Source organism: Micromonospora sp. NPDC003944 (assembly GCF_053605225.1).
Map to the genome: position 1 here is coordinate 113,306 of NZ_JBSGIV010000011.1, position 16,593 is coordinate 129,898.

Annotated in this window: 19 protein-coding genes; 14 read left to right on the forward strand and 5 right to left on the reverse strand. The window is 72.4% G+C overall.

Annotated elements, in window-relative coordinates; genetic code table 11:
• Positions 1-6: 6 nt before the first annotated feature.
• The 3 genes from ACWER9_RS08130 to ACWER9_RS08140 are packed head-to-tail and all read right to left on the reverse strand — an operon-like array spanning position 7 to position 2,503.
• Positions 7-738, reverse strand: coding sequence for an ABC transporter ATP-binding protein (locus tag ACWER9_RS08130; RefSeq protein ID WP_452301121.1), 732 nt, complete (start codon positions 736-738; stop codon positions 7-9).
• On the reverse strand, positions 711-1,544 hold the full coding sequence (locus tag ACWER9_RS08135; protein ID WP_452301122.1) for an ABC transporter permease: 834 nt from the start codon (positions 1,542-1,544) through the stop codon (positions 711-713). Before ACWER9_RS08135 ends, ACWER9_RS08130 begins: the two co-directional genes overlap by 28 nt.
• A complete protein-coding gene (locus ACWER9_RS08140; protein ID WP_452301123.1) occupies positions 1,541-2,503 on the reverse strand; it encodes an aliphatic sulfonate ABC transporter substrate-binding protein in 963 nt (320 codons plus the stop codon). The genes ACWER9_RS08135 and ACWER9_RS08140 overlap by 4 nt, the downstream gene beginning before the upstream one ends.
• A 173-nt stretch (positions 2,504-2,676) precedes the next feature.
• On the opposite strand from ACWER9_RS08140, the gene ACWER9_RS08145 reads away from it, so the two are divergent.
• Positions 2,677-3,852, forward strand: coding sequence for an LLM class flavin-dependent oxidoreductase (locus tag ACWER9_RS08145; RefSeq protein ID WP_452301124.1), 1,176 nt, complete (start codon positions 2,677-2,679; stop codon positions 3,850-3,852).
• Positions 3,853-3,879: 27 nt separating this feature from the next.
• Here the strand turns inward: ACWER9_RS08145 and ACWER9_RS08150 are convergent, their stop codons facing one another.
• Positions 3,880-4,284 (reverse strand): hypothetical protein, encoded by a 405-nt coding sequence (locus ACWER9_RS08150; RefSeq protein ID WP_452301125.1) that lies wholly within the window; start codon positions 4,282-4,284, stop codon positions 3,880-3,882.
• 312 nt (positions 4,285-4,596) lie between these two features.
• Here ACWER9_RS08150 and ACWER9_RS08155 point away from each other — a divergent pair, with 312 nt between their 5' ends.
• Genes ACWER9_RS08155 through ACWER9_RS08180 form a run of 6 tightly spaced genes read left to right on the forward strand, consistent with a single transcriptional unit; the run spans position 4,597 to position 9,117 of the window.
• Entirely contained in the window at positions 4,597-4,899 is a 303-nt protein-coding gene (locus ACWER9_RS08155) for an urease subunit gamma (protein WP_452301141.1), read from the forward strand.
• The gene (locus tag ACWER9_RS08160; protein WP_452301126.1) at positions 4,896-5,231 is read left to right on the forward strand and encodes an urease subunit beta; all 336 of its coding nucleotides are present in this window, start codon (positions 4,896-4,898) and stop codon (positions 5,229-5,231) included. The genes ACWER9_RS08155 and ACWER9_RS08160 overlap by 4 nt, the downstream gene beginning before the upstream one ends.
• Positions 5,228-6,931 carry an urease subunit alpha gene (locus ACWER9_RS08165; RefSeq protein WP_452301127.1) on the forward strand — a complete coding sequence of 568 codons (1,704 nt, stop codon included), beginning with the start codon at positions 5,228-5,230 and terminating at the stop codon, positions 6,929-6,931. Before ACWER9_RS08160 ends, ACWER9_RS08165 begins: the two co-directional genes overlap by 4 nt.
• Complete coding sequence (locus ACWER9_RS08170) at positions 6,931-7,626, forward strand: urease accessory protein UreF (protein WP_452301128.1); 696 nt, start codon at positions 6,931-6,933, stop codon at positions 7,624-7,626. Before ACWER9_RS08165 ends, ACWER9_RS08170 begins: the two co-directional genes overlap by 1 nt.
• A gap of 19 nt (positions 7,627-7,645) precedes the next feature.
• Positions 7,646-8,401: an urease accessory protein UreG gene (gene ureG, locus ACWER9_RS08175; protein WP_452301129.1), complete on the forward strand. Its 756-nt coding sequence runs from the start codon at positions 7,646-7,648 to the stop codon at positions 8,399-8,401.
• Positions 8,401-9,117: an urease accessory protein UreD gene (locus tag ACWER9_RS08180; RefSeq protein ID WP_452301130.1), complete on the forward strand. Its 717-nt coding sequence runs from the start codon at positions 8,401-8,403 to the stop codon at positions 9,115-9,117. Before ureG ends, ACWER9_RS08180 begins: the two co-directional genes overlap by 1 nt.
• A gap of 118 nt (positions 9,118-9,235) precedes the next feature.
• Here ACWER9_RS08180 and ACWER9_RS08185 read toward each other — a convergent pair whose 3' ends face one another.
• Entirely contained in the window at positions 9,236-9,724 is a 489-nt protein-coding gene (locus ACWER9_RS08185) for a MarR family winged helix-turn-helix transcriptional regulator (RefSeq protein WP_452301131.1), read from the reverse strand.
• 96 nt (positions 9,725-9,820) lie between these two features.
• Here ACWER9_RS08185 and ACWER9_RS08190 point away from each other — a divergent pair, with 96 nt between their 5' ends.
• The 7 genes from ACWER9_RS08190 (at position 9,821) to ACWER9_RS08220 (ending at position 16,533) form a co-directional block, all read left to right on the forward strand.
• Positions 9,821-10,903, forward strand: a complete 1,083-nt coding sequence (locus tag ACWER9_RS08190; protein ID WP_452301132.1) for a substrate-binding domain-containing protein — start codon at positions 9,821-9,823, stop codon at positions 10,901-10,903.
• A gap of 422 nt (positions 10,904-11,325) precedes the next feature.
• Complete coding sequence (urtA, locus tag ACWER9_RS08195) at positions 11,326-12,570, forward strand: urea ABC transporter substrate-binding protein (RefSeq protein WP_452301133.1); 1,245 nt, start codon at positions 11,326-11,328, stop codon at positions 12,568-12,570.
• 75 nt (positions 12,571-12,645) lie between these two features.
• Positions 12,646-13,533, forward strand: a complete 888-nt coding sequence (urtB, locus tag ACWER9_RS08200) for an urea ABC transporter permease subunit UrtB (protein ID WP_452301134.1) — start codon at positions 12,646-12,648, stop codon at positions 13,531-13,533.
• Positions 13,530-14,735: an urea ABC transporter permease subunit UrtC gene (gene urtC / locus ACWER9_RS08205; protein WP_452301135.1), complete on the forward strand. Its 1,206-nt coding sequence runs from the start codon at positions 13,530-13,532 to the stop codon at positions 14,733-14,735. Before urtB ends, urtC begins: the two co-directional genes overlap by 4 nt.
• Positions 14,732-15,508: an urea ABC transporter ATP-binding protein UrtD gene (gene urtD, locus ACWER9_RS08210; protein ID WP_452301136.1), complete on the forward strand. Its 777-nt coding sequence runs from the start codon at positions 14,732-14,734 to the stop codon at positions 15,506-15,508. The genes urtC and urtD overlap by 4 nt, the downstream gene beginning before the upstream one ends.
• The gene (gene urtE, locus ACWER9_RS08215; protein WP_452301137.1) at positions 15,508-16,200 is read left to right on the forward strand and encodes an urea ABC transporter ATP-binding subunit UrtE; all 693 of its coding nucleotides are present in this window, start codon (positions 15,508-15,510) and stop codon (positions 16,198-16,200) included. Before urtD ends, urtE begins: the two co-directional genes overlap by 1 nt.
• A 54-nt stretch (positions 16,201-16,254) precedes the next feature.
• Positions 16,255-16,533, forward strand: a complete 279-nt coding sequence (locus ACWER9_RS08220) for a hypothetical protein (protein ID WP_452301138.1) — start codon at positions 16,255-16,257, stop codon at positions 16,531-16,533.
• Positions 16,534-16,593: the final 60 nt, after the last annotated feature.

The window sequence follows — 16,593 nt, forward strand, 5'->3', positions numbered from 1 at the left end:
CGCTCGTCAGGTGGTGGGAACGCCGAGTCGGTCGAGCAGGTGGCGGCGCAGCGCGCCGAAGGCCGGGTCGTCCGGCGTACGGGTGGGGCCCAGGTCGACGGGCAGTTCGGCGGCGATGCGGCCCTCGTCGAGGAGCAGGATCCGGTCGGCGAGCAGCAGTGCCTCCTCCACGTCGTGGGTGACCAGCAGGGCGGCGAAGCCGTGCTCGGCGCGCAGCCGGCGCAGCAGGATCTGCATCCGCAGTCGGGTCAGCGCGTCCAGGGCACCGAACGGCTCGTCGAGCAGCAGCAGGTCCGGTTCACGGACCAGGGCCCGCGCCACGGCCACCCGCTGCGCCTGCCCGCCGGACAACTCGGCCGGCCAGGCGCGATCCCGCTCGGCGAGACCGACCTCGGCCAGCGCCCGCCGGATCCGCCCCGGGCCGTCCGCGCCGGACAGCCCGAGCCCGACGTTGTCGGCCACGCGTTTCCACGGCAGCAGCCGGTGCTCCTGGAAGACCACGGCGGCGGTGCCGTGCACGACGCTCGTCCCGCCGGCCTCGCCGTCCAGCCCGGCGAGGATCCGCAGGAGGGTGCTCTTGCCGGAACCGCTGCCGCCGAGCAGGGCCACCACCTCACCGCGGGCGATGGTCAGGTCGACCCCGGCCAGCACGACCGTCGGCCCGAACGCCCGGCGCACCGCGTGGGCGGTCAGCACCGGCTCGGTGCCGTTCAGGTGGCCCGCAGTCCGCGACGCCATGTCAACATCCTCCTCTCCGCAACGCGCAACGCAAGGTCGGATATCAGCCCGAGCAGGGCGTAGACGAGCAGGCCGAGGACCACCACGTCGCTCTGGCTGAACTCGCGCGCCTCCATCATCAGGAAGCCGATCCCGGTCTGGGCGTTCACCTGCTCGCCGACGACCAGGCTGAGCCAGGCCGCCCCGATCGCCAGCCGCAGGCCGAGGAAGAGCGACGGAAGCGCGCCGGGCAGCACCACGTGGCGCAGCCGGGCGGCCTGGCCCAGGCCGCAGGTGCGGGCCGCCTCGACAAGCCGTTCGTCGATGTCCCGGATACCGGCGTAGGTGTTGAAGTAGATGGGGAAGAACGCGCCGAGCGCCACCAGGCTGATCTTGAGTGACTCACCGATGCCGACCCAGATGATCAGCAACGGGACGAGCCCGAGGTGCGGCAGCATCCGGGCCATCTGCACCGGTGGGTCGACCAGGTCGTCGCCGAGCCGCAGCAGCCCGGCCACGGTGCCCAGGACCAGGGCCAGGAGACCGCCGATCAGCAGGCCCGCCCCGGCTCGGGTGAGGGAGTCCAGCAGGTGGACGGCGAGTGTGCCGTCCCGGCTCAGCCGCCACCCGGTGGCCAGGACGTCGCTCGGTGCGGGCAGCTTCTCGGCCGCCAGCAGCCCGGTCCGCGCGGCCAACTCCCAGCCCAGGACCAGCACCACCGGGCTCACCACCCGTCGCCAGCGCCGGGCCGGCCGCTGACGACGGGGTACGACAGGCGCCGCCGCCGTGACCTCGTCGGGCGCCTCGACGAGCGTCGTCCGGCTCACTCGAACACCGCGCTGAACCGGTCGTCGACCCGCGAGCGGAGGTCGACAGGCCCCGGGATGAGGTCCAGGGCGATGAAGCTGTCGGTGATCGCCTGGAGCTCGTCGCCGATCGCCGGGGTGACCGGGGCGAGGGGCTTGGCGCTGCGGGCCAGGGCCCGGCTCGTGACGTCCTGCGGGATCTTCAGCTCCGGCGCGAGGGTGCTGGCGCGTTCCTCGGGGTGGGCGATGCCCCAGTCGGTCACCTCGCGGTAGCGCTGCAGGAACGCCCGGATCTCGTCCGACCGCTTGTCGACCGCCTTCGGCGAGGCCAGGACGTACTCGCGGTTGCTGGCCAGGCCTGTCGCGTCGGCGAGCACCTGGACCCCCGGCTGTTCGGCCAGGGCGAAGTACGGGTCCCAGATCACCCAGGCGTCGATCTGGTTGCCGTCGAACGCGGGCCGACCCTCGGCGGGCTTGAGGTACTTGACCTGGATGTCCTTCAGCGTCATGTTGTTCGCCTCGAGTAACCGGACCAGCAGCCAGTGCACGTTGGAGCCCTTGTTGAGGGCCACCGTCTTGCCCTTGAGGTCGGCGAAGCTGCGGTAGCCCCGGTCGGCCTTGACCAGCACGGCCTCACCCTGCGGGATCGGCGCCGAGGTGCCGATGACGGAGAACGGGATCTTGCCGGCGGCGGCGAAGACCGGCGGTGCCTCGCCGGTCTGCCCGATGTCGATGGAGCCGGCCTTGAGCGCCTCGGTGAGCGCGGGCCCGCTCTCGAACAGCGACCACTCGACCTCCGGTGCCGCGCCGCGCGCCTTCACCAGGCTCAGCCCGCCGAAGCGCTGGTAGCCGATCCGGAGCTTCTGCGCGGTGCCGCCGGCATCGGCGGACCCGCCGCACGCGCTCACCGCGGCCGTGGCGAGCAGCGCCACGGTGGTGAGCGCGGCCGTCAGGAGGCGACTCGTCGACGGGGTGGGCATGGCGGCTCCTCGGGTCGGGCAGGCGGGGGCGTGGGTGCATCGACAGCTGTCGGCGTCGGCAGTAGCCTACTAACCCGATAGGTTTTATGGGTAGGCTGTCGGCGGGATCGTCCCACCCCTCAGGAGGTGCCGCCCCGCGTGCGCCGACCACCCCGCTGAAGGAAAGAGCCGCGATGACCCTCACCTTCCACTGGTTCCTGCCCACGAACGGCGACAGCCGGGACATCGTCGGCGGCGGACACGGCGTGCCGACGGGTGCCGCCGGAGGCGCCCGCCCGGCAAGCGTCGCGTACCTCGGGCAGATCGCCCGCAGCGCCGAGCAACTCGGCTTCGTCGGCGCGCTCACCCCGACCGGCGCCTGGTGCGAGGACGCCTGGCTCAGCACCGCGATGCTCACCGAGGTGACCGAGCGACTCAAGTTCCTGGTCGCCTTCCGACCCGGGCTGCTGGCCCCCACGCTCGCCGCCCAGATGGCCTCGACCTTCCAGCGGCTGTCGAAGGGCCGGCTGCTGCTCAACGTGGTCACCGGCGGCGAGTCGCAGGAACAGCGGGCCTACGGCGACTTCCTGGACAAGGACGCCCGGTACGCGCGGGCCGACGAGTTCCTGCACGTGGTGCGCGCGCTGTGGCGCGGCGAGACCGTCGACCACGACGGCACCCACGTCCGCGTCGAGCAGGCACGACTGCACCGGTTGCCCGACCTGGTCCCGCCGGTCTACTTCGGTGGGTCCTCCTCCGCCGCGCTGCCGGTCGCGGTGCGGCACAGCGACGTCTACCTCACCTGGGGCGAGCCGCCGGCCCTGGTCGCCGACAAACTGAACCGGGTTCGCGCGCTGGCCGCCGAGGCCGGCCGGGAGTTGCGCTTCGGCATCCGACTGCACGTCATCGCGCGGGACACCGCCGAGCAGGCGTGGGCGCAGGCCCAACGCCTGCTCGACGGGGTCTCCGCGGCCGACATCCGGGCCGTGCAGGAGGGGCTGCGCCGCAGCGAGTCCGAGGGGCAGCGTCGGATGCTCGACCTGCACGGTGGCTCCCGCGACGGGCTGGAGGTCGCCCCCAACCTGTGGGCCGGGGTCGGCCTGGTCCGTGGCGGGGCCGGCACCGCCCTCGTCGGCAGCCACGCCGAGATCGCCGACCGGATCGCCGAATACCACGCCCTCGGCATCGACGAGTTCATCCTCAGCGGCTATCCGCACCTGGAGGAGGCGTACTGGTTCGGTGAGGGCGTACTGCCGATCCTGCGCGACCGGGGGCTGTGGCGGCACCCCGACGGCCGGCAGGCCACGGCGGCGTACGTCGACGTCCCGTTCGCCGGGGTGCCCGCACCGGAGCCGGCCGGGGCCCGCTGACCGGCCACCCCGCCCGACCGGGCGCGGTCAGGCGCGTCGGCCGGCAGTTCGTCGGCCGACCCGCCGCCCGGCGAGGCTCACCACTGTGCTGCCGGCCGCCATCCCGACCAGCACCAGAATCCCGCCGACCACCCACAACCCGCTGTCGTCGGTCCCCGCCGCCCGCCACGACCAGACCGCCGTGAACGCCACGGTCATCACCGGCGCCACCAGCCACGGGCTGAGCCGCGTCCCGGCGAGCGCGGCCAGCAGCGCGAGCGTCAACACACACCCGATCACCTGCCACGGCTCGTACGGGCCGCTGCTCGCGCCGGTCTGCGCGTCGACCGTGTAGCGGGTGTCCCAGCCCAGCCAGAGGATCCACGTCCCGACCGTGGCCGCCGCCAGGAACAGAACACCGAGCAGTGCACGCGTACCCCTCGTCGCCGTCATCCGGCGATCATGCCCTGCCCGCCGCCGCACCGGAACACACACCGGCACCCGGGTCGATCCCCAATGGAGTGTTGCCTCGGTCGGTGGCGATCCTCTACGGTCTGCTCAGCGGTGGGCGGTGCGGTCCGCATCCGACCCGACACCGCCGGTTGCCCGTCGTGCGGGCCGGGATGGTGGAGTCCCGGGTCGACCCGTCGACGGTGACCCGGCGGTCGTGTGACTCCCAGCTCGTTCCCCGGTCCTGCTGCCCGGGGGTGGCTTCGCGTGGAGCCGACAGCGAGCCGGGGCACGCCGACCCACCGGGAGAGCCCCGTGTTCCTCAGCCCGCACGAACAGGACCGCCTGCTCGTCCACGTCGCGGCCGATGTCGCCCGCGCCCGCCGCGAACGCGGCCTGCGCCTCAACTACCCCGAAGCCGTCGCGATCATCACCGCGTTCCTCCTCGAAGGCGCGCGCGACGGGCGGTCGGTGGTCGACCTGATGTCGGCCGGCCGGGCCGTGCTCGGCCGCGACGACGTCCAGGACGGCATCCCCGAGCTGCTGAGGGAGGTGCAGGTGGAGGCGACGTTCCCGGACGGCACCAAGCTGGTGACGGTGCACCACCCGATCCCGTGATCCCCGGGGAGATCCTGCCGGCGGCCGACCCGGTCGAGATCAACGTGGGTCGTCCGGTGACCACCCTGCTCGTGGTCAACACCGCCGATCGTCCGGTGCAGGTCGGCTCGCACTACCACTTCGCCGAAGCCAACCCGGCGCTGTCGTTCGACCGGGCCGCCGCCTGGGGGCAGCGGCTCGCCGTCCCGGCGGGCACCTCCGTGCGGTTCGAGCCGGGCATCGACCGCAGCGTCGACCTCGTCCCGCTCGGCGGCGCCCGCGTCGTGCCGGGGCTGCGTGGTGAGTGCGCCGGAGCGTTGGACACCCTCGCGGCCGACAGGTCGCCGCGATGAGCGCCGTGCGGCGGGACCGCTACATCGACCTGTACGGGCCGACGACCGGCGACCGGATCCGGCTGGCCGACACCAACCTCCTGATCGAGGTGGAGACCGACCACTGCGTGGGCGGTGACGAGGCGGTCTTCGGCGGCGGGAAGGTGATCCGCGAGTCGATGGGGCAGTCCCGGGCCACCCGCGCCGAGGGGGCACTGGACACCGTCATCACCGGTGCGGTGGTGCTCGACCACTGGGGCGTGGTCAAGGCCGACGTGGGGCTGCGCGACGGGCGCATCGTGGCCCTCGGTCGGGCCGGCAACCCGGACACCATGCCCGGTGTCCACCCCGACCTGGTCATCGGCCCGGCGACCGAGGTGATCGCCGGAAACGGGCGGATCCTCACCGCCGGAGCGGTCGACACCCACGTGCACTTCATCTGCCCGCAGATCGTCACCGAGGCCCTGTCCAGCGGGATCACCACACTCGTCGGCGGCGGCACCGGCCCGGCCGAGGGGACCCGCGCGACGACGGTCACCCCGAACGCCTGGCACCTGGCCCGGATGCACGAGGCGCTGGACACCATGCCGGTCAACGTGCTGCTGCTCGGCAAGGGCAACACCGTCTCGGAGGAGGCGCTCTGGGAACAGCTGCGTGCCGGGGCGGGCGGTTTCAAGCTGCACGAGGACTGGGGCACCACACCTGCCGCGATCGACGCCTGCCTGCGGGTGGCCGACGCGTCCGGGGTGCAGGTGTCGATCCACACCGACACGCTCAACGAGGCCGGTTTCGTCGCCGACACCCTGCGGGCGATCGGCGGGCGAGCGATCCACTCGTACCACACCGAGGGTGCCGGTGGCGGGCACGCGCCGGACATCATCACCGTGGCCAGCGAACCGAACGTGTTGCCGTCGTCGACGAACCCGACCCGCCCGTACACCGCCAACACCCTCGCCGAGCACCTGGACATGTTGATGGTCTGCCACCACCTCAACCCGTCCGTGCCGGAGGACCTGGCCTTCGCCGAGAGCCGGATCCGACCGTCCACGATGGCTGCCGAGGACCTGCTGCACGACCTCGGCGCGATCTCCATCATCGGCTCCGACGCGCAGGCGATGGGCCGCGTCGGCGAGGTGGTCACGCGGACCTGGCAGAGCGCCCACGTCATGAAGGACCGGGTCGGCGCGCTGCCGGGTGACGGGGTTGCCGACAATCACCGGGCCCGGCGGTACGTGGCGAAGTACACCATCTGCGCGGCGATGGCCAACGGGCTGGAAGGGGAGATCGGCTCGGTCGAGCCGGGCAAGCTGGCCGACCTGGTGCTCTGGGACCCGGCGTTCTTCGGCGTCCGACCGCACCTCGTGCTCAAGGGCGGCATGATCGCGTACGCCCAGATGGGGGACGCCAACGCGTCCATTCCAACGCCGCAGCCGATGCTGCCGAGGCCGATGTTCGGGGCGTACGGTGCGGCGGCGGCCGCCACCAGCCTGGCCTTCGTGGCCCCGGCGGCCCTGGACGCCGGGCTGCGCCTGGACGTGCGACGCCGGGTGGTGCCGGTGAGCGACGTGCGGTCGCGGGGCAAGGCCGACCTGCCGGAGAACAACGCGATGCCGCGCATCGAGGTGGACCCGGACACCTTCACCGTGCGGATCGACGGGCAGGTGGTGGACCCGGACCCGGTGACCCGGCTGCCGATGGCCCAGCGGTACTTCCTGTTCTGATGACGACGCCGAGCCTGCTGTTGCTGTTGGCCGACGGGCGCTTCCCGGCCGGGGCGCACGCGCACTCCGGTGGTCTGGAGGCGGCCGTCGCCGCCGGCCGGGTCACCGACCTGGCCTCGCTGGAGGCGTTCCTCGCCGGACGGCTGGCCACCGCCGGGCTGGTCGGTGCGGCGTTCGCGGCGGCCGCACACCGGGCGGCGGAGGTGCCGGATCAGCGCGCCGGGCGGTCGGAGGTGCTGGCTCGGCTCGACGCGGAGCTGGACGCGCGTACCGCCGCCCCGGCGTTGCGGGTGGTCTCTCGTCGGCAGGGCCGGGCGCTGCTGCGAGCCGGCCGGGCCATCTGGCCGGATGCCCCGTTCGCCGACCTGCCGGCGACGCCCGGCGGGGCGCACCAACCGCTGGTGCTCGGGCTGCTCTGCGCCGCGGCTGGGCTGTCCCGCGTCGAGACCGCGACGATCGCCGCGTACGGGACGCTGACCGGGGCGGCCAGCGCCGGCGTACGTCTGCTCGGCCTCGACCCCTACCGGGTCCAGGCCCTGCTCGTCGGTCTGGCCGACGCCTGCGACGGCACGGCCGCCGACGCGGCGCGGGCCGCCGACGACCCACCGGAGCGGCTGCCGGCCGCCGCCGCTCCACTCGCCGACATCCATGCCGAAATCCATGCCACCTGGGAGGTGCGTCTCTTTGCGTCCTGACACCGTTGTGCCGAGCGCTGTGCCCGCCGTCGATCCGACCACGCCGCCGCCGGCCACCCCACCCCACGGCGAGACCGTCCCGCACACCCACCCGGAGCCGGGGGTGGACCCGCACCCGCCGTTGGCGCGTGCCGGCCGTGCGCTGCGGGTCGGCATCGGCGGCCCGGTCGGGTCCGGCAAGACGGCCCTGGTGGCCGCGCTCTGCCGTGCCTTCGCCGGCGAGTTGCGGCTCGGCGTGGTGACGAACGACATCTACACGACCGAGGACGCCGACTTCCTCCGCCGGGCCGGGGTGCTGGACCCGGCCCGGATCCGCGCGGTGGAGACCGGTTGCTGCCCGCACACCGCGATCCGGGACGACATCGGCGCCAACCTGGACGCGGTCGACGAACTGGCCGAGGCGGTCGGCCCGTTGGACCTGGTCCTCGTGGAGAGCGGCGGCGACAACCTGACCGCGACCTTCAGTCGAGGGCTTGTCGACCGGCAGATCTTCGTGGTCGACGTGGCGGGCGGGGACAAGGTGCCCCGCAAGGGCGGGCCCGGGGTCACGGCCGCCGACCTTCTCGTGATCAACAAGACCGACCTGGCACCCATGGTGGGTGCCGACCTCGCCGTCATGGACCGTGACGCGCGGGCCCGGCGCGGCGACCTCCCGACCATCTTCCTGTCCATCGTGGGAGACACCACGGCAACGTCTGTCGCGGGCTGGATCCGGCACGAGTTGGCCCACCACGCCGCTCTGCACCCGATCCCCGTACCGGCGGAACCCGCCTGATGCGTGCGCTCGCCCGGCTGGTCGCCCAGGCCGACGGTCGGGGTGGCACCGCCCTCGTCGAGGTGCGCGGCGAAACGCCGTTGCTGCTGCGCCAGACCCCGACCGACGGTGGTGTCGCCACGGTGCACCTCGTCGGCGGGGCGGCCGGGCCGCTCGCCGGTGACGATCTGCGCCTGGAGATCGAGGTGGGTGCGGGCGCGGCGGTCCGGGTGCAGAGCGTCGCCGCGTCGATCGCCCTGCCGGGCCGGGCGGGTGCCGTGTCCCGGATGGCGGTGCGGGCGGTGGTGCACGCCGGTGCCACGCTGCACTGGCTTCCGGAACAGTTGGTCGCGGCTGCCGGCTGCGCGCACCTCGCCGAGTCCCGGATCGAGCTGGCCGCCGGTGCGAGCCTGCGCTGGCGCGACGAACTGGTTTGCGGCCGGTACGGCGAGACGCCGGGCGGCGCGGTGGTGCACACCCAGGTCGACTACGCGGGTCGACCACTGCTGCGCCAGTCCCTCGCGGTGGGACCGCACGCGCCGGGCTGGGCCGGCCCGGCCGTGCTCGGTGGTGCTTCGGCCACCGGATCGCTGCTGGTGGTCGACCCGTCGCAACCAGCCGAAGCGCCGGCGGTCGAGGGCAGTGTCGCCCGGCTGCCGTTGGCCGGTGGTCCGGCGACACTGTGGACCGCCACCGCCCCCGACGCGCACACCCTGCGCGCCTACCTCACGGCATAGCGGCGGCGGCCCACGTGCCGGCACTGTTGCTCACGAGCGAGTGACCGACCCGGCTGATCGCCGAGCGGCGCACCACGGCCGTCCCGAGACCACCCGCGGGGCCTGCGGTGAACACCGATCAACGGCGGGAGCCACCGACGGTGCCGACATCGACACGGTCGGGGCGTCTTGCGGGGTCGAGACGGCCGATCAGGTCGTCGAGCTGACTCACCAGGTCGCCGGCCGGTGGACCGCCCAGCTCCGGGATGCCCAGCTCGGCGAGGCTGGCGCGGACCCGCTCGTCCAGGCGGGCGTGCTCGCGGCGGCCGCGAGCGGTCAGGTACGCCCGGATCCGTCGCCTGTCGACCGGGTCGATCCGGCGGAAGACGAGGTTGCGGTCGACGAGGTGGTCGACAAGCTTGGTGAGGGTGCCCGGTGGCAGCGACGCCTCGGCGGACACCTCGCTCATCGGGTGACCCTGGCCGTCGGCGAGCAGGCACAGCACCCGCCACGCCTCGATGCTCAGCGCGTCGTCGGCCAGGACGGCGGCCAACCGGCGGGAGAGCAGCCGTTCGGCGCGGGTGAGCGAGCGCAGCAGGTCGGCTGGCGCCCCGGGCACGTTCGACATGAGACTCCCTGGGCCGGCGGCCCTGTCATGGTAGCGAGTCGTCCCGGTCAGTGGTGAGCGCTGGTCTTCCGTCGTGTGCCGGACAATCATGTGCTCATGTCCGCGCCGGCACCGCCGTGGCTGACCGTCGACCGTGCCGTGGTCAGCATCGCGCTGGTCTACCCGATGCGCGGGCCGGCCGGCATGTTCGGCCCCACCTGCGAGCTCTGCGCGCAGCTCGCGGTGGAGGAGGTCAATCGGTGCGGCGGTGTGCTCGGCCGGGAGGTGCGGCTGGTGCCGGTCGACGGCGGCGCACCGCCGGCCGAGGTCGCCGCCGAGGTCGAGGCGTTGGTGTCGATGGGGGCCGTGCAGGGTGTGACGGGGTGGCACATCTCGTCGGTGCGCCAGGCGTTGGCGCCCCGCGTCGCGCACCGGGTGCCGTACGTCTACACCGCACTCTACGAGGGCGGCGAACACACCGAAGGGGTCTTCCTGACCAGCGAGACACCGGACGCCCAGCTGTGGCCCGCGATGCGGCTGCTCGCGGGCGAGCAGGGCGTACGCCGCTGGTTCGTGGTCGGAAACGACTACGTGTGGCCGCGCCGCACGTCGCGGGCTGCCCAGCGGTACGCGCTGCGCGGCGGTGGGCAGGTGGTGGGCCGGCACTTCCTGCCGCTGGACGCGCACGACTTCACCGAGGTGCTGCGCCGCATCGAGCACAGTGACGCGGACGCGGTGCTGATGCTGCTGGTCGGCGCCGACGCGGTGCGGTTCAACCGCGCGTTCGCCAGGTCCGGGCTGGACCAGCGCTGTCTGCGGTTGAGCACTCTGATGGACGAGAACATGCTGCTGGCCAGCGGTGCCGGCGCGACCCGGGGGTTGTACAGCACGGCGGGCTTCTTCGCCGGGCTGGTGACCCAGGAGAATCTCGACTTCCACGGCGAGTTCGCCAGGCGTTTCGGGGTGGAGGCGCCGCCGCTGGGCAGCCTGGGGGAGTCCTGCTACGAGGGCGTCATGCTGCTCGCCGCGCTGATCGGCCAGGCCCGCACCCTCGACGTACGGGCCATCGAGACGGCCGCCGACACGGTCGCCTACCACGGGCCGCGGGGGCGGTTGCGGCTGCGACAGCGGCACGTACGCCAACGCATCTACCTGGCCGAGGCGGCCGGGCTCGACTTCACCGTCCTCGCCCAGCTCTGAGGCGGGGCACCGGCAGTCGGCTCGACGGCCCCTTGACAGCGCCACCCGACCCCGTCCTAAAATGCTTCCTGCGTGAAGCATCTGGCCGCCGGGCCAGCGCTCACCAATATGTGTCCACCGTCGACGGATTCGTCCGCCGACCATTGTGGTGACACTTATCTCGCGTCTTTCCGAACGGCCGACACCGTTTCCTCCCCAACGGTGTCGGCCGTTTCTTCGTGGACGCTCGACGGGCTCATCGGAAACAGTCAATTAAGGGCTGGGAAACACCCGCGCAATCATGCCGGTCGACGCTTTCCGTGCCCATATCCGAGCCGGTGCCCTGCGCGGCGTCCACCCGTCGACCTGGCATCGCCCACGTCAGCTCCATCGGACCGCACCGACCGCCCTTACGCCTCTTGAGTGCACCGCAGGGAGAGTAGATGTCACTATTCCGGGGCCGCCGCATCCTGGCGGGTGCCATGACCCTGGTCGCCGCGGCCGCGATGACCGCGTGCGGCAGCAAGACCACCGACGAGGGCGGCGCGACAGGCGTCACCGCCGACGTCTCCGGCGACACCGTCAAGGTGGGCCTGCTCAACTCCCTCTCCGGGACCATGGCGATCAGCGAGGTCACCGTCCGCGACTCCATCATGCTCGCCGTCGAGGAGATCAACGCGGCCGGTGGTGTCCTCGGCAAGAAGATCCAGCCGGTCGGTGAGGACGGCGCCTCGGACTGGCCCACCTTCGCGGAGAAGGCCGAGAAGCTCATCTCCGAGGACCGGGTCGCCGCCGTCTTCGGGTGTTGGACCTCGGCCAGCCGTAAGGCGGTCAAGCCGGTCTTCGAGAAGAACAAGGCGTTGCTGTTCTACCCCGTGCAGTACGAGGGTCTGGAGCAGTCGCCCTACATCTTCTACACCGGAGCGACGACCAACCAGCAGATCGTTCCCGGGCTCGACTACCTCAAGTCGCAGGGCGCGAAGTCGGTCTATCTGGTCGGCAGCGACTACGTCTTTCCCCGTACCGCGAACAAAATCATCAAGGCGTACGCGACGGCGAACGGGATGACCGTGCTCGGCGAGGATTACGCGCCGCTGGGCTCCACCGAGTTCGGCACCATCGTCAACAAGGTCAAGTCGTCCGGCGCGGCCGCGGTGTTCAACACCCTCAACGGCGACAGCAACGTGGCCTTCTTCAAGGAATACAAGTCGGCGGGCCTGACCGCCACCACGATGCCTGTGGTGTCGGTGTCGATCGCCGAGGAGGAGGTCAAGGGCATCGGCACCCAGTACCTGGAGGGCCAACTGACGGCCTGGAACTACTACCAGACCACCCCGGGCGCGGCGAACTCGAAGTTCGTGGCCGCGTACAAGGCGAAGTACGGCGCGGACAAGCCGACGAGCGATCCGATGGAGGCCGCGTACGTCAGCGTGCACCTGTGGAAGGCGATGGTCGAGAAGGCCGGCGCCTTCGACGTGGAGAAGGTCCGCGCCGCGTCGGACGGCATCACCTTCGACGCGCCGGAGGGTCTGGTCACCGTCGACGGCAAGACGCAGCACATCGCCAAGACCGCCCGGATCGGCAAGATCGGCGCGGACGGTCTGATCACCGAGGTGTGGAACTCCGGCAAGCCGGTCGCTCCGGACCCGTACCTCAAGACCTACCCCTGGGCGAGCGGCCTGAGCTGACGACGCCGGCCCGGGCGGGGCGCGTTGCCGCGCGTTCCGCCCGGGCCACCCGACCAGCAGTTCGGAGTACCCACCGTGACAGTTCTCTTCGGTCAACTCTTCACCGGCATCAGCATCGGCGCGGTGCTGCTGCTCATCGCGCTCGGCCTCGCGCTGACCTTCGGCCAGATGAACGTGATCAACATGGCGCACGGTGAGTTCATCATGGCCGGCGCGTACACCACGTACGTGCTGCAGCAGAGCATCACCGGCGCCGGCGCGTCACTGGTGGTCGCGCTGCCGGTGGCGTTCGTGGTCGCCGGCACCATGGGCGTCCTGCTGGAGGTGCTGCTCATCCGCCGGCTCTACGCCCGGCCACTGGACACCCTGCTTGTCACCTGGGGTGTGTCACTGATGTTGCAACAACTGGCCCGGGACGTCTTCGGCAGCCCGAACGTGCAGACCCGCGCGCCCGAGCTGCTCACCGGCAACGTGGCGCTGCCCGGCGGGCTGACCATCGCCAACAACCGGCTGTTCATCCTGGCCCTGGCGTTGGCCGCCGTCGCGGCGCTCACCCTGGCGCTGCGACTCACCCCGCTCGGGCGTCGGATCCGCGCGGTGGTGCAGAACCGCGACCTCGCCGCCGTGTCCGGCATCGCCACCTCCCGGGTCGACCGGACGACCTTCTTCCTCGGCTCCGGCCTGGCCGGGCTCGCCGGGGTGGCCCTCACCCTGCTCGGTCCGATCGGCCCGACCATGGGCACCAACCTGATCATCGACGCCTTCCTGGTCGTCGTGGTCGGCGGCATCGGCCAGCTCAAGGGCAGCGTGATCGTCGCCTTCGCCCTCGGCGTGCTCCAGGCCACCGGGGAGTACCTGACCACCCTCAGCGTCGCCAAGGTGATCGTGTTCGTGGCGATCGTCGCGTTCCTCCAGTGGCGGCCACAGGGCCTGTTCACCCTGCGGACCAGGAGCCTCGCATGACCGCTGTCACCCCCGCCCCGCCCGACACCCCCGCGCCGCCGAGCACCACAGTGCCCCCGGCCCCGGCCGCGGCTGTGCCACCGGGCCGTCCCGCCGGCCGCTCGCGGCTGCGGGCCCTGGCCGGCTTCGCCTTCGGCGCGGCGCTGCTGTTCGCCGTCGCCCCGCTGGTGCTGTCGGACTTCCGGCTGGCGCTGCTCGCCAAGTACCTCTGCGTCGCCATGGTCGCGATCGGCATCGGCATCGCCTGGGGCCGGGGCGGGATGCTCACCCTCGGGCAGGGTGTCTTCTTCGGCCTCGGCGGCTACGCGATGGCCATGCACCTCAAGCTCGCCGACGCGGGCCCGGGTGGGATGCCGGACTTCATGCAGTTGTACGGGCAACTCGACGAACTGCCGCTGTGGTGGCGGCCGTTCGCCAGCCCGTGGTTCGCGCTGCCGGCCACGGTGCTGCTGCCGATGGCTGTCGCCTTCGGGCTCGGCTCACTCGTCTTCCGTCGCCGCGTGCGCGGGGCGTACTTCGCCATCCTCAGTCAGGCCCTCGCCGCCGCGATGGTGATCCTGCTGATCGGCCAGCAGGGCACCACCGGCGGCACCAACGGGCTCACCGACATCAAGGGCTTCTTCGGCTACGACCTGGACGACCCGGTCAACCAGCGGATGGTCTACTTCATCATCGCCGGCACCCTGTTGGCGTTGCTCGCGCTGACCCGTCAGCTCATCAACAGCCGTTACGGCGAGCTGCTGGTGGCGGTCCGCGACGGTGAGGAACGGGTGCGCTTCCTGGGCTACGACCCGGCGTCGGTGAAGCTGGTGGCGTACGTGGTCGCGGCGGGCATGGCCGGGCTGGCCGGGGCGCTGTTCGTGCCGGCGGTGGGCATCATCTCGCCGGCGCTGATCGGGATCGTCCCGTCGATCGAGTTCGTCATCGGGGTCGCGGTGGGGGGTCGGGCGACACTGCTCGGGCCGATGCTCGGCGCGGTCGCGGTGGCCTGGGCGCGTACCGCCCTCTCGGAGCGGTTCCCGGGCACCTGGACGTACCTCCAGGGGTTGCTCTTCGTGGTGGTGGTGGCGTTCCTCCCCGGCGGCCTGGCGTCGCTGTGGGCGCTGGCCCGCCGCCGCGACGGCGGCGCGGTGGTGCGCCGACGGCAGTGGTCGCCGCTGGGCCGACGACGGGCCGAACGGGCGGAGGTGCCGTCGCGATGAGCGGCGAACGGTTGGACGGGTTGTCCGTCCGGGACGTGCGGGTCAGCTTCGACGGGTTCACCGCCGTCGACGGCGTCTCGTTGGAGGTGCCGGCCGGCGACATCCGGTTCCTGATCGGGCCGAACGGGGCCGGCAAGACCACACTCGTCGACGCGATCACCGGCCTGGTCCGGGCCACCGGCTCGGTCCGCTTCGGTGACGACGAGTTGCTCGGCCGGCCGGTGCACAAGATCAGTCGGCTCGGCATCGGGCGCACGTTCCAGACCTCGACGGTCTTCGAGGAGCTGTCGGTGTTGCAGAACCTCGACATCGCGGCGGGCGCCCGGCGCAGCCTGGCGACCCTGGCCCGCCGCCGCCGGGGCGTCCCCGACGAGGTGGCCGCCGCGCTGGAGACCATCGGTCTCGCCGAGCGGGCCGAACACCTCGCCGGCACGCTGGCGCACGGCCAGAAACAGTGGCTGGAGATCGGCATGCTGCTGGTCCAGGACGCGCGGCTGCTGCTGCTGGACGAGCCGGTCGCCGGGATGAGCCACGAGGAACGCGACGCCACCGGCGCGCTGCTGGAGACGGTCAGCCGGGACCGCACGGTGGTGGTGATCGAGCACGACATGGACTTCCTGCGCCGGTTCGCGCGAAGCGTCACCGTGCTGCACGCCGGTCGGGTGCTCAGTGAGGGCACGGTCGCGCAGGTCCAGGCGGACCCGCGCGTACAGGAGGTCTACCTTGGCCACCCGGTCGACGCCGGGTCGGCCCGTACCGGCCGGGAGGCATGATGCTGACGCTGCGCGGGGTGCACGCCGGGTACGGGCGCTCTCGGGTGCTGCACGGGGTCGACCTCACCGTCCCGCCCGACGGGGTGGCCGCAGTCCTCGGGCACAACGGCGCGGGCAAGAGCACCCTGCTGCGGGTCGCCGCCGGGCTGCTGCGCCCGAGCGCCGGCACCGTCGAGCTGGACGGCGAGGACGTCACCCGCGCCGGGCCGCACGAGCGGGTGGCGCGGGGAATGGCGTACGTCCCGCAGGGCCAGCAGTGCTTCCCGCACCTGACCGCCGCGGAGAACCTGCGGCTCGTCGCCGACGGCCGGCGCGACGGGGCGGTGGCCACGGCCGAGGTGCTGGACCTGTTCCCGGCGCTGCGGCCGCTGCTGCGGCGTCGGGCCGGGCTGCTCTCCGGCGGGCAGCGCCAGCAACTCGCCATCGCCCGCGCCCTGATCACCCGGCCGCGGCTGCTGATGCTCGACGAGCCGACCGAGGGCATCCAGCCGTCGGTGGTCGCGGAGATCCAGGAGCGCATCGCCGAGCTGGCCCGGCAGTCCGGGTTCAGTGTGCTCCTCGTCGAGCAGCACCTGGGCTTCGCGCTGCGGGTGGCGGACCACTACCACGTGTTGGAGTCCGGCCGGGTCACCTCGCACGGCGACGGCGGTGTCACGGCGGAACGGGAGGTCCGGGCGGCGCTGGCCGTCTGAGTCGGTCAGCTCCTCGGCGCGGGTCCGGTCGAGTCGCGGACCACCAGCAGGCGGATGGTGGTGAGGCTGGGCGCGAGGTCGGCAGCCACGGAGCGCATCGACCACCAGTGGAACGGCCGGTCACGGGGCGCCAACCCGGCGGTCACCGACGCCAGGTGGCACCGCGTGCGGGTGGTGCACCTGCCGGCCACCGGCGAGATCGCCGTCTACGTCGACGGGCACCGGGACCCGCTGCTGACCGCGAAGGACACCACGTTCGGCTCGGGGCGGGCACACCGGCCAGCACCGGCTCACGGTCGGGCTAGACGCTCGCCATCCGCTTCGGCCGGCTGACCGTCTTGATGTGCCGTTGAGCGGTATACCTCAGAGTCATAACTATGACTCTGAGGTATA